Source organism: Pedobacter sp. NEAU-ZC8, from assembly GCF_059278965.1.
The window spans coordinates 97377-111397 of sequence record NZ_JCAJXC010000009.1 but is presented as its reverse complement, the minus strand read 5'-3'; the positions used below and the strand labels follow the sequence as shown (position 1 = coordinate 111397).

The following is a 14021-nucleotide window of genomic DNA, read 5'->3' as shown; positions in this document are numbered from 1 at the left end:
ATCAACAATATACGCTTTAAACGTAATTTACAATAGTCATTCAATGGAATGTCAATGCATTTTCACGTTTTGTTCACGAAATTTCACACTCGGTAAAAATTTTGTTAGAATGTGTTGGTAGATTGACTGAATATTAGTTAAGTTTAAATATTGTATTAAGCGATAGATAACTGATTTTCTAACCTTTAAATTTTAGCATATGTAGGAACCCCCTTTTCTAACCAAATTAATTCACCAACTAACCAAATATTTTATGTTTAAAAATTTACTAAGTTCTAAAAGAAAGATCTTTCTTTTACTTACTTGCATGCTCCTGTCTTTAGGATTGCATGCACAGGTCAGAATCACCGGTAGAGTTACCAGCAGTGACGATCAGTCACCGATTCCCGGCGCTTCCATTAAAATCAAAAATTCGGCACAAGGTACCATGACCGATGGAAATGGAGCATTCGCTATACAGGCAAGTCCATCCGACGTGCTCGTTATTTCTTTCGTTGGTTATCAATCAACGGAGGTCACCGTAGGTAGCCGTACCACGGTTAACGTCACTTTGAGACAAGAAGACAATAACCTGAACGAAATTGTTGTAACTGGTTATACCGCTCAACGTAAAAAGGATCTAACAGGTTCTGTTGCCGTTGTGGACGTTGCACAATTAAAGTCACAACCAGCAGCCAGTGCCGTTGAAGCTTTACAAGGTAAAGCATCCGGTGTTCAGATCGTTGTTGACGGTGCACCAGGTTCTACGCCACAAATTCGGGTAAGGGGTGTGACTACCATTAACAACAATGATCCACTTTATGTTGTTGACGGTGTTCCTTACGAAGGAAAACTCAGCTGGTTAAACCAGAATGACATTGAAAGCATGCAGGTGTTAAAAGACGCATCCTCCGCATCTATCTATGGTGCCAGAGCGAACAATGGGGTCGTGATCATCACCACTAAAAAAGGTGTTCAAGGTCCACCAAGAATTACTTTTGACACTTATTACGGTTTACAGGCACCGAGAAAGAGTTCTTTCCCGGAGATGATGAACCCTCAACAATATGCAGAGTATGTTTTCGCAACATTCCGTAATGCGGGGCAAACGCCAACAGGAAATAACTATGGTAATGGTGCAACACCTGTATTGCCAGAGTATCTTCTTGCTGGCAGTAAATCTGGCCAGGAAGTGACTCCTGCTGATGCTGATCCTGCAAAATACAGTAATAATCCAAATACCTGGTATCAAATTACAAGAGCAAACCAAGCGGGAACTAATTGGTTTGAAGAAATTACAGAAGTTGCGCCGATCCAAAATTATCAGCTTGCAGCTTCTGGTGGTGGTGAAAACTCTACCTACAGCTTTTCTTCCGGCTATTTAAATCAGGAAGGTACGATTAAGTACACTGGCTTCAAACGCTATAACGTTCGCGCAAACACCTCTGTATCTGCACTAGATAAAAGATTGCGTTTTGGTGAAAACCTGCAATACAGCTATACCGAAGGTGTAGGCTTAGGTGTTAACCAAAATACTTCTGGTGAATACCAAGATGAAGGTAGTCCAATTGGATGGGCATACCGTATTCCAACGATCATCCCGGTTTACGACATCATGGGTAACTATGCTGGTAGTAAAGGTAGCCAGTTGGGTAATGCTGAAAACCCGCTTGCAGTACTTTACCGTGGTAAAGACAACTTGAACAAAAGCAATTTCTTTTTCGGAAATGCATTTGCTGAGTTGGACATTGTAAAGGGGCTAACTGCTAAAACAAGCTTTGGTTTACGTTACGAAAACTACAACGGTATTAGCATGCGCTATCCAAACCTTGAATTCTCTGAAGGTAATAACTCCAATAACTTGAACGAATTCCAAGGTTATACCACAGAATGGACTTGGACAAACACCTTAACTTATGCCACTACCATTGCAGAAAAGCACAGAATCAACTTGTTGGCAGGTACTGAAGCCATCCGTTCCAGAAACAGACAACTGAATGGCGGTCGTAATGATTTCTTTTTACTTGGTGATATGGACTACTATTACTTAAATGTAGGTTCATCAAACATCAGCAATGCAAGTTCCGGAAGTGTGGGTTCTTTGTACTCATTATTTGGTCGTGCAGATTACGCTTTCAACGATCGTTATTTAGCAAGTGTGACTATTCGTCGTGACGGATCATCAAACTTCGGTGAAGAAAATAAATACGGTTATTTCCCTGCAGCAAGTATCGCATGGCGTTTATCTGAGGAAAGCTTCCTGAAAGATAAAGTAACCTGGCTTCAAGACTTGAAATTCCGTGCAGGTTACGGTGGTACCGGTAACCAAAGAATTCCGGTTAACCAGTACGTAAACCGCTTCCAATCTTCGATCTCGAGTGCTGCTTACGGCTTCGGTGGCGGAAATGCAGTAACGACCGGACTATGGCAACAAGATTATGCGAATCCTTCTATCAAATGGGAATCCTTAAGATCGCTTAACATTGGTGTGGACTTTACTTTGTTTGATTCCGCTATTGATGGATCTTTTGACTGGTATGATAAAAAGACCAGTGATATGCTTTATCCGGTACCATTGCCGTCTACGGCCGTTGGTCTAGGAAGTTCACCTTATGTTAACGTGGGTGATATGAGCAATAAAGGTATCGAGCTTTCCTTAAACTATCACTATGGAAGAAATGCAGACAATCCATTTAAGTTTGATTTAGGTGTTAACTTTTCTAGAAACGTTAACAAAATTGTAACGCTTGCCCCAGGAATTGCTCAACAGCCTTACGGTAGCTTTAGAAGCTTAACAACTAGTATCCTTCAGGAAGGTCAACCATTTGGTGCATTCTATGGTTACCAGGTTGCTGGAATTTTCCAGAATGATGCTGATATCGCCGGAAGTCCAGCTTACAGCGGTGCTCGTGTTGGTGGATTTAAATACCAAGATATCAATGGCGATGGCATCATCGATCCAAAGGACAGAACCATCATTGGTAATCCTAATCCGGATTTTTATTATTCATTTAGCTTAAACGCTTCATACAAGAACTTCGATATCGCCATGTTCTTCAATGGCGTACAAGGAAACGACTTGTATGACGCAAACCGGTACTTCACCGACTTTTCAACATTCGCCGGTGCTAGAAGTACGCGTCTGTTAAATGCCTGGAGTCCGACCAACACTTCTAGTCTAATTCCTTCCCCGTATAATAATGCTGCAGAAATTGAATATGCTTCTTCCAGCTATTATGTGCAGAACGGCAGTTTCTTCCGTATGAAGAACTTGCAAATTGGCTATTCATTACCGGCACAAAAAGTATTTGGACCTAGAATCGGAATAAACAAACTTCGTATTTACGCAAGTGCAACTAACCTATTCACCATTACAGATTATACCGGCCTGGATCCAGAGGTAAGTCAGGAATCAAGTACATTCTCTGCACCAGGTATTGACCGTGGTATTTATCCGAACTCACGTCAATTCTTATTGGGCTTAAGTGTAGGTTTTTAATGATTAAATAGAAACAGTTATGAAAAAGATTAATTATATATTATTAGCGGTGATGCTCTCTACTGCGACGATAAGTTGTAAGAAAGAGTTCCTAGATAAAAAGCCGCAGGGCCAGTTGAACGTCGATCAGATTACAAGTATTGATGGCGTTGAAGGTTTACTAACTGGAGCTTACGGCTTGTTAAACGGAAACGTGAATGGCACCTGGGGTAACTACGCAGCTGGACCAAGCCAATGGTTATTGGGAGAGGTAACATCAGACAACGCGCATAAAGGTAGCGATAACGGTGACCAACCAAACATGAATGCCCTTGAAAGGCATGCGCCGACCAGCACGAATGACAACTTAGCAAACCTTTGGGAAAGATATTACGAGGGCATTGCACGTTGTAACAATACACTTCGTGTGTTGGCCTTGCTACAATCATCCTCTAATGGAGTTAAGTTTTCGGATGCCAGAGCTACTGAAGTACAAGCAGAAGCAAGATTATTGCGGGCGCATTATTATTTTTACCTGGTTCGTGCATTCAAAAACGTTCCGTTGATTACGGAGGCGACCACCGAACCAGCTGTTGACAATACCGCAGATGTTTATCCTGCAATTGTTTCAGACTTAACTTTTGCAGTTCAAAACCTTGGCGTGACCAACTCGAAAGGACAAGTTGGACGTATGAACAAGACCATTGCACAAGCTTATCTTGGTAAAGTTTATTTGTATCAGAAACAATATGCTGAGGCTTTGCCTTTATTCAATGAAGTGATCACTTCAAAACCTGATTTGGTGGATATGCCATTTAAGGACAACTTTGATATTACCAAAGAAAACGGTCCGGAAGCAATCTTTGCAGTTCAACATTCTGTTAACGGTGACGGTACTGGAGGAGATAACGGAAACGTAGGTGACATGTTAAATTATCCTTACGGCGGTACAGCGAAAACAACCTGCTGTGGGTTCTTCCAACCTTCGATTGACCTTGCAAGTTCATACAAAGTGAATGCGGCTGGTCTTCCATTTTTGGATAACACCTACAGAAATGCACCATTCAAATCTGATTTCGGCCTAAGTGCTACTGAAAAAGCAGCGTATCAACTAGAGCGCTCACTGACGGTCGATCCACGTATGGATTATACTATGGGAAGAAGAGGCGTACCCTATCGTGATTGGGGAATTATGGAAGGTGACACCTGGATTCGTGAAGCATCAACGGGTGGTCCATTTGTACCGTACAAAAACTCCATTGAATTCGCACAATTTACAAGTGGAACAGCGCCTGGAGCAACAAACGTGAACGGATTGAACGTGAATGTGATTCGTCTGGCAGACGTTTACCTGATGGCTGCGGAATGTGAAGTGGAGTTAGGCAATCTTGGACGGGCCTTGACACTTGTAAATGCCGTTAGAGCTCGTGCAGCAAAACTTCCTGTTGCCACGGACAAAGTTGTTGGGGGAACTCCTGCAGCAACCTACCGTGTTAACCCATATCCTTCTTTCCCGGATGCAACTTACGCAAGAAACGCTGTCAGGTTTGAAAGAAGACTTGAATTGGCCATGGAAGGTCATCGTTTCTATGATCTGGTACGTTGGGGTATCCTTAAGCAAACACTTGACAGCTACTTCAATTTCGAAGGCAATTATCTCTCTACTTTAAAAGGAGTAACGATTGACCCAGCTGATGAGTATTTCCCAATTCCTCAGGATCAGTTAGATAGAAGTAACGGTATTCTGAAACAGAATCCTGGTTATTAATATCATAATCCTGGATCAAAAGAGGCTGGATCACACTGATTCAGCCTCTTTTGCGTTTACACGATTTTTGAAGTTGTCCAGAATACCTGGAGTTTGGCGACCAGTCAGCAGTAAAACCAAGACTATTATAATAGCTTTTACAAAATCCAAAATCATGACACGGCCGCTATGTGTAATGTGTGCATACTGCACAAAACGCGTAACAAATACATTATAGAGTAAAAATTAATGTTTAGGTATTAGGCTTTCCAAATAAATTTTTCTCTATTTTAGATTTTGTAAGAAATTGAATCCTTTAACAACTAAATATAAACCACATGAATAGAAGAGACGCAGTTAAAAGTTTCGCCTTTTTAATGGGAGGCGCATTATCTGCTACAACTATTGGCGTATTCCTTGAAGGATGCCAGCCTTCGAAAAATTCTTCGGAAAATTTATTTTCAGCAGATCAGGAGAAAATGCTCGCTGAGTTAGCTGACACCATCATTCCTACTACAAAAACTCCTGGTGCTAAAGCTGCTGGTGTGGGACCTTTTATTTCACTGATGATGAAAGATTGCTATCCTGAAGAGGCACAAAAGGCATTCGTTGAAGGACTTGAGGAGTTGGAAAAAGAATCAAAAGATAAATTCAAAAATTCTTTTGTGAGCCTGACGCCTGAACAACGCACAGAAATTTTAGGTAAATTCAGAGAAGAAACCATCGCTGCGCAGAAAAAAGATAAAGAAGAGGCGACCAAACTTCAGGAGAAAGAAGCTGCAGAGCTTGAAAAGAAACCAGAAAAAGAAAGAGCAGGAAATCCAATGGCTGCTAAAAAACCAGCAACCAAACATTACTTCTTCGCGATTGCCCGTGACCTGACCATCCTTGGATACTTTACCTCTGAGATCGGCGCAACACAAGCTTACGAATACATTGATATTCCAGGCAGATATGACGGTTGTGTGGATATGAAACCAGGTCAAAGAGTTTACGCATAATTTTTTATAGAAATGAACTTAAATACAAAAGCTACAGCACAAAATACCTATGATGCCATCGTAATCGGTTCGGGAATCAGTGGTGGTTGGGCTGCAAAAGAATTAACAGAAAAAGGTTTAAAGGTACTTTTACTGGAACGCGGAAGAAATATAGAACACATTAAGGACTATACTACGGCAATGAAAAAGCCTTGGGAATTTGAGCACCGCGGCCGCCTGACAGAAGAACAAAAAAGAACGCACCCGGTACAAATGCGTGATTATCCATATCAGGAATTTAACGAAAGTTTCTGGGTAAATGACTTAGATTGCCCTTATACGGAGGTAAAACGTTTTGACTGGTACAGAGGTTTTCATGTTGGTGGAAAGTCACTTATGTGGGGCCGTCAGAGCTACCGTTTCAGCGACATTAACTTCGAGGATAACCTAAAGGATGGTCATGGAAATGACTGGCCGATTCGTTATAAGGACCTGGAAAAATGGTATGACTACACGGAGCGTTTTGCCGGTATCAGTGGACAAAATGAAAACTGGCCTGCGCTTCCTGATGGACAGTTCCTGCCTCCAATGGAGATGAACTGTGTAGAAAAGTCCGTTAAAAAACGTATTGAGGATCACTACAAAAGAGAAAGAATCTTAACGATTGGCCGTACTGCAAACCTTACAGTTCCTCATAAAGGACGTGGAAAATGTCAGTATCGTAACCTATGTAGCAGAGGCTGTCCTTTTGGTGCTTACTTCAGTACTCAATCTTCTACCCTACCGGCTGCTGTTGCAACCGGAAACCTGACCTTACGTCCTTACTCATTGGTGAGCCACATCATCCATGATAAAGAGACCAAGAAAGCTAAAGGTGTGATGGTGATTGATTCCGAGACTAACGAAAACATGGAATTCTTTGCAAAGATTGTGTTTGTAAACGGATCAACATTAGGTACTACCCATATTCTTTTAAACTCCACTTCAGACGAACATCCTAATGGACTGGGCAATGCTAGTGGTGAGCTTGGACACAATTTGATGGACCACCACTTCCGTTGCGGTGCATCTGGTATTGCGGAAGGTTTTGATGATAAATACACTTACGGCAGAAGAGCAAATGGCATCTACGTACCTCGCTACCAAAACATGGGTAACGACAAACGTGATTACCTAAGAGGCTTCGGTTATCAGGGTGGTGCGAGCCGCACCGGCTGGCACCAGGATGTTGCCGAACTTGCGTTTGGTGGTGATTTCAAAGATCAAATGACTGTTCCAGGTGTTTGGCAGATGGGCCTTGGTGGTTTCGGAGAGGCATTACCATACCACGATAACAAGGTTACACTTGACAAAACCAAGAAAGATAAATGGGGCTTACCTGTTTTGGCCATCGACTGTACTTTCAGAGAAAACGAAACCAAAATGCGTGAAGCGATGAAAAATGATGCTGCTGAGATGCTTGAAGCTGCCGGTTTGAAAAACATTGTTACTTATGACAATGGTTCTACTCCAGGTATGGCAATCCATGAGCAGGGTACTGCAAGGATGGGTAATGATCCAAAGACTTCTGTATTGAATAAATGGAACCAAATGCATGAGGTTAGCAATGTATTCGTGACTGACGGTGCTTGTATGCCTTCGATTGGTTGTCAGAATCCATCATTAACATTCATGGCACTTACCGCCAGAGCAGCTGATTATGCTGTTTCCGAACTTAAAAAGGGAAATCTATAATGGCAGAAAAGAAAATAAGAATGGGAATGGTTGGCGGTGGCAAGGATGCCTTTATTGGTGCCGTTCACCGTATAGCTGCAAACATGGACGGATTAATTGAATTGTGCTGCGGTGCATTCAGTTCTAATCCCGAAAAGGCAAAAGCTTCCGGCCGTGCCCTTTTTATAGAAGATAGTAGAAACTACGGCAGTTATGCCGAAATGTTTGAAGCAGAAAGTCAGCTTCCTGCAGATCAGCGGATGCAATTTGTGAGTATTGTTACGCCTAACTTTGCACATTTTGAGCCTGCGATGTTGGCACTGGAATCGGGATTTCATGTCTTGATCGACAAGCCGATGACGCTAACTCTGGAAGAAGCAAAGAAATTGCATTCAAAAGCTACAGAAACCGGATTATTGGTGTGTTTAACGCACACCTACTCTGGTTATCCGATGGTGAAACAGGCAAGACAGATGGTGAAAGCCGGTGAACTTGGGCGCATCAGAAAAGTTTGTGTCGAGTATCCGCAAGGCTGGTTGAGCCTGCCTTCTGAAAATGAAGGTAACAAGCAGGCTTCATGGCGTACTGATCCATCCAAAAGCGGCATCAGCGGCTGCATGGGAGATATTGGTACGCATGCTGCGCAACTGGCAGAGTATATATCTAACCAGAAGATCTCACATATGTGTGCAGATCTAAACATCGTTGTTGACGGGCGTGCCTTAGATGACGATGGAAATATTCTGCTGAAGTTTGATAATGGCGCAAATGGAATCTTGATGGCTTCTCAAATTGCAGCCGGCGAAGAAAATGCCTTGTCTATAAAGGTATATGGAGAAAAAGGCGGCTTGGAATGGCATCAGGAAGAGCCGAATACCTTGAAGCTGAAATGGCTTGATGCGCCAGCACAGATCTACAGAACAGGGCATGATTACCTAAGTTCATACGCTAAGCACAACACCAGAACACCATCAGGCCATCCGGAAGGGTATTTGGAAGCTTTTGCAAATATCTACCGCAATTTTGTGAGTACAATAGATATGGTAAGCGCTGGTGAAACTCCTTCGGAGGAGATGCTGGACTTCCCTACTTCGGAAGATGGTGTACGCGGAATGGCATTTATTGAGCATGTAGTCGCTTCAGGTAAATCAGACCAGAAGTGGTATGAATTTAAAATTTAAAGATGACAACAATAAAAGGACCGGCTATTTTCTTAGCCCAGTTTATTCAGGAACAGGCGCCATTCAATTCCCTTGAAGGGATATGTGAGTGGGCGGCAGGATTAGGATTTGTCGGCATACAAATGCCAACTTTAGATGATCGTTTTATCAATCTGAAACTGGCTGCTGAAAGTAAGACTTACGCGGAGGAGTTAAAAGGAAAAGTGAACAGCTTTGGTCTGGAAATAACAGAATTATCCACACACCTGCAAGGACAGCTGGTAGCGGTAAACCCTGCATATGACCTGGCCTTTGATGCTTTTGCACCAAAAGAGCTTCATGGCAACCCTCAGGCAAGAACCGCATGGGCGGTACAGCAGCTGAAATATGCGGCAAAAGCCTCCCAGAACCTTGGTCTGAATGCGCATGCCACCTTTAGTGGATCACTGTTATGGCATATGTTTCACCCATGGCCACAACGTCCTGAGGGATTGGTGGAGGCTGGCTTCAAGGAGCTTGCAAAGCGTTGGTTGCCGATCTTAAACACATTTGATGAATGTGGAGTTGACGTTTGTTACGAGATCCACCCGGGTGAGGATCTATTTGACGGCATAACTTACGAGATGTTCCTGGAGAAAGTAAACAACCACCCTCGTGCATGTCTGCTTTATGATCCATCACACTTTGTACTGCAGCAACTTGATTATATTCAGTATATCGACTTCTATCACGAGCGTATTAAGGCCTTTCATGTAAAGGATTCCGAGTTTAACCCTACTGGGAAACAAGGCACATTCGGCGGCTATCAGAGCTGGGCAAATCGTGCAGGCAGATATCGTTCGCCAGGTGATGGACAGGTGGATTTTAAAACCATCTTCAGCAAATTGACGCAATACGACTTTAAAGGTTGGGCGGTAATGGAATGGGAATGCAGTCTTAAAGACTCCAATGTTGGTGCAAGAGAAGGTGCTGAGTTCATTAAAAAACATATTATTCCAGTGACAGACAGAGCCTTTGACGACTTTGCTGCAACAGGCGCTGATGAAGACTTTAACAACAAGATTTTAGGATTATAGCCCGAAGAGCCGGGAACAACAATACACTTATGAAAAAACTAACTTATTTACTTGGATGCCTGACCTTTGTTTTTGCATCCTGCGGTGGTGGCGATTCAACGAAAACAGAGTCTGCCACAACCAATACAGAGACCACTGCAGCTGCCGGTGAATCAGGTGCTGTTCATAAAGGAAAACAGCTGATCGATAAATCGGACTGCCTGGGTTGCCATAATGAAACCACAAAGGTGATCGGTCCTTCTTACGTTGATGTGGCAGAGAAATATCCAATGAGCGAATTGAACGTAGACGAATTAGCGGATAAGATCATTCGTGGTGGAGCTGGTGTTTGGGGCGATGTACCAATGACACCACACCCGGATTTATCTAAAGAAGACGCAAAAGAGATGGTTAACTACATCTTGTCTTTGAAAAAATAATCATTCTTTTAAACCAAATATAAGCAATGGAAAACAAGACAAATGATCAAAACGTCACAACCAGGCGTTCATTTTTGAAATCTGGTGCGATTGCGGCAGCTGCCTTTACAATTGTACCACGTCACGTTTTAGGTGGAAACGGCTTTTTAGCACCTAGTGACAGATTGATTATCGCCGGCATAGGTGTTGGTGGAAAGGGACAATCGGACATTGCGATGTTCCACAAAAGCGGTAAAGCGGACATCGGATTTCTTTGTGACGTGGATACCCGTCGTGCCGCAAACTCAGTGAAAGCATTTCCAAAGGCTAAATTCTATAAAGACTGGCGCGAGATGTTAGATAAAGAATCTAAGAACTTCGACGCTGTGTCTGTTTCTACACCAGACCATAACCATGCTGTACAGGCTATGGCTGCAATGCAGCTTGGCAAACACGTGTATGTACAAAAACCACTGACACACGACATTTATGAAGCGCGTGCCTTAACCGCAGCGGCGAAGAAATATAAAGTCGTGACCCAAATGGGTAATCAGGGTGCCTCGAATGATGGTCCCCGTCAAATGAAGGAATGGTATGATGCAGGGCTTATCGGTGATGTACATACCGTTTATGCCTGGACCGACAGACCGGTTTGGCCACAAGGTATTCCATGGTCTACCAACAAAGCGGAAGTACCAAAAGAGCTGGATTGGGATCTATGGTTGGGTACAGCTCCATATAAAGACTACGTAGATAAACTTGTTCCTTTCAACTGGAGAGGTTGGTGGGATTACGGAACTGGTGCACTAGGTGATATGGGCTGTCACTTGTTGGAAGCTCCATTCAGCGTGTTGAACCTGAAATATGCCAGTGAAGTTCAAGCAAGCGTAGGAACGGTTTATGTTGACGAGTTTAAACGCGGTTATTTCCCGGATAGCTGTCCTCCATCGAGCCACGTAACGTTAAAGTTCCCTAAAACAGATAAAACTAAAGGCGAAGTAACTGTTCACTGGATGGATGGCGGTATACAGCCGGAAAGACCTGAAGAACTGGAAGCAAATGAAGTATTCGGAGATGGTGGAAACGGAACCTTGTTCATCGGAACCAAAGGTAAAATGATGGCAAGCACCTACTCTGCAGATCCTAGACTACTTCCATTAAGCAGAAATAAGAGCATTAACGTTCCGGAACGTTTTGCAAGAGTAAAAGATGGTGCCAATGGTCACTATGCACAATGGGTTGAGGCTTGTATTGCCGGACATGGCAAAAAAGAAGTTAGTTCCCCTTTTGAAATTGCAGGTCCGCTTACCGAAGCACTGCTTATGGCAAACCTTGCTATCCGCGGCGTAGATGTTCAGGCGAAAGATGCACAGGGCAGAACCATTTACCCAGGACGCAACATCAAGTTACTGTGGGATAACGACAATATGAAGGTTACCAACTTCGATGCTGTTAACCAGTTTGTAAAAAGAGAATACCGCAAAGGCTGGACCCTTGGCGCTTAATAAGATCTTCTAACCTAAATAACGCCCGGTAAAGCCGGGCGTTATGATTAAACTCAAATGATGAAAAAATATATTTTTTCCGCTTTAGTGCTTACCGCATTATTCAATACAAATGCTGTGAATGCACAGGAATCAAAGAAAATAGCAGGCTGGCATCCGTATGGCGATGAAAGCGCTGCACACGGTTGGACCCTTGAAAAAGGTGTGATCCACCTGGATCCAAAACTACGCCAGGGACACGGCGTTGACCTTGTAACCGATAAAGAATATGAGAACTTCGAAATGAACCTGGAGTGGAAGATTGCACCTAAAGGCAATAGTGGCGTCATGCTATATGTTCACGAAGATCCTAAATACAAGCAGACCTATGCTACAGGACTAGAGATGCAGGTTTTAGACAATGAGGGACATCCAGACGGCAAGATCACCAAACACCGTGCGGGAGACTTGTACGACCTGGTTAAAAGTACTTCAGAGCCTGTAAAGCCGGTTGGAGAATGGAACAAAGTAAAGGTCGTAAGTAAAAACGGTAAGCTTGATTTCACCCTGAACGGCGTGAAGATTGTTTCAACGACCCTATGGGATGAGAACTTCAAGGCTCTTGTAGAAGGTAGTAAATTCAAAGGCTGGGAAGGCTTTGCTGCCTACAAAAAAGGTAGAATAGCCTTACAGGACCACGGCGACGAGGTATGGTACAGAAACATTTCTATTAAAGAACTTAAATCTAATTAACGCTGAATACACAATGAACTTAACTAACCGTATTAAACTATCAAGCATGATGTTCCTGGAATTTTTCATCTGGGGCTCATGGTTTGTTACACTGGGTACTTTTATCGGAAATAACCTGCAGGCCACAGGTTCTCAAAGTGCCGCAGTCTTTTCCACACAATCCTGGGGAGCGATCATTGCCCCGTTCATCATCGGGCTTATTGCAGACAGATTTTTTAATGCGGAAAGAATCTTAGGGGTTCTACACCTGATTGGTGCAGTACTAATGTATCAAATGTATCAGACACCGGATATCTCCTCGTTTTATCCTTATGTACTATCGTACATGATCTTGTTCATGCCAACCTTGGCGCTGGTAAACTCCGTTTCTTTTAACCAGATGAAAGACCCTGAAAAGGAATTTTCAACCATACGCGTTTGGGGAACCATCGGCTGGATCGTCGCAGGTTTATTGATCAGCTTCGTCTATCATTGGGATTCTCCTGAAGGTATTTCAGCAGGATTTTTAAAGTATACATTCCTGATGGCTGGTATCGGATCTCTTGTTCTAGGTTTATTCAGTTTCACACTTCCAGCGACACCGCCAAAAGTATCAACTGGTGAAAAAGTTAGTGTGTCTCAGATTTTAGGACTGGATGCGCTTAAACTTTTAAAAGATAGGAACTTTGCTATTTTCTTTGTATCCTCTATTCTGATCTGTATTCCATTAGCGTTCTACTACCAAAATGCGAATCCTTTCTTGTCAAACATCGGACTGGATAATCCTACCGGCAAAATGACGATCGGTCAGATGTCTGAAGTTTTATTCCTGCTGTTGTTACCAGTATTCTTTACCAGATTTGGCTTTAAGAAAACAATTCTGGTGGGTATGCTTGCATGGGCAGTTCGATATGCACTGTTTGCGTATGGAAATGCTGGCGATTTAAGTTTTATGCTGATCATCGGTATTGCATTACACGGTATTTGTTATGACTTCTTCTTTGTATCGGGTCAAATTTATACCAATTCAAAAGCGGGTGAGCAATTCAAGAGTGCTGCTCAAGGCTTAATTACCCTTGCAACTTACGGTATCGGAATGCTAATCGGATTTGAAGTTGCCGGGATGATTACGGATACATACAAGCAAGCTGATGGGACTTTCGACTGGAGCATGATCTGGATTATTCCAGCTGGAATTGCTGCAGTAGTTTTTATTCTTTTCGCATTATTCTTTAATGACAAGGAGAAGGTAAAAGTAGAAGGTATTTAAAAGA

Annotated in this window: 10 protein-coding genes; all 10 read left to right on the top strand. The window is 42.9% G+C overall.

Annotation, left to right across the window (positions count from 1 at the left end):
• Positions 1-253 precede the first annotated feature (253 nt).
• Positions 254-3478 carry a SusC/RagA family TonB-linked outer membrane protein gene (locus AC5WJX_RS09255; protein ID WP_494484279.1) on the top strand — a complete coding sequence of 1075 codons (3225 nt, stop codon included), beginning with the start codon at positions 254-256 and terminating at the stop codon, positions 3476-3478.
• A 19-nt stretch (positions 3479-3497) separates the two neighbouring features.
• Positions 3498-5225 (top strand): RagB/SusD family nutrient uptake outer membrane protein, encoded by a 1728-nt coding sequence (locus tag AC5WJX_RS09250; protein WP_440431740.1) that lies wholly within the window; start codon positions 3498-3500, stop codon positions 5223-5225.
• Between the two features lie 317 nt (positions 5226-5542).
• Positions 5543-6205 (top strand): gluconate 2-dehydrogenase subunit 3 family protein, encoded by a 663-nt coding sequence (locus AC5WJX_RS09245; RefSeq protein ID WP_440431742.1) that lies wholly within the window; start codon positions 5543-5545, stop codon positions 6203-6205.
• A 12-nt stretch (positions 6206-6217) separates the two neighbouring features.
• Positions 6218-7918 carry a GMC oxidoreductase gene (locus AC5WJX_RS09240; RefSeq protein WP_440431744.1) on the top strand — a complete coding sequence of 567 codons (1701 nt, stop codon included), beginning with the start codon at positions 6218-6220 and terminating at the stop codon, positions 7916-7918.
• Positions 7918-9078, top strand: coding sequence for a Gfo/Idh/MocA family protein (locus AC5WJX_RS09235; protein ID WP_494484278.1), 1161 nt, complete (start codon positions 7918-7920; stop codon positions 9076-9078). The genes AC5WJX_RS09240 and AC5WJX_RS09235 overlap by 1 nt, the downstream gene beginning before the upstream one ends.
• A gap of 2 nt (positions 9079-9080) precedes the next feature.
• The gene (locus AC5WJX_RS09230) at positions 9081-10133 is read left to right on the top strand and encodes a sugar phosphate isomerase/epimerase family protein (protein WP_494484277.1); all 1053 of its coding nucleotides are present in this window, start codon (positions 9081-9083) and stop codon (positions 10131-10133) included.
• A 29-nt stretch (positions 10134-10162) separates the two neighbouring features.
• A complete protein-coding gene (locus AC5WJX_RS09225) occupies positions 10163-10552 on the top strand; it encodes a c-type cytochrome (RefSeq protein ID WP_440431750.1) in 390 nt (129 codons plus the stop codon).
• A 26-nt stretch (positions 10553-10578) separates the two neighbouring features.
• On the top strand, positions 10579-12036 hold the full coding sequence (locus AC5WJX_RS09220) for a Gfo/Idh/MocA family protein (RefSeq protein WP_494484276.1): 1458 nt from the start codon (positions 10579-10581) through the stop codon (positions 12034-12036).
• Positions 12037-12096: 60 nt separating this feature from the next.
• Complete coding sequence (locus tag AC5WJX_RS09215; RefSeq protein WP_494484275.1) at positions 12097-12768, top strand: 3-keto-disaccharide hydrolase; 672 nt, start codon at positions 12097-12099, stop codon at positions 12766-12768.
• 13 nt (positions 12769-12781) lie between these two features.
• The gene (locus tag AC5WJX_RS09210) at positions 12782-14017 is read left to right on the top strand and encodes a nucleoside permease (RefSeq protein ID WP_494484274.1); all 1236 of its coding nucleotides are present in this window, start codon (positions 12782-12784) and stop codon (positions 14015-14017) included.
• Positions 14018-14021 lie beyond the last annotated feature (4 nt).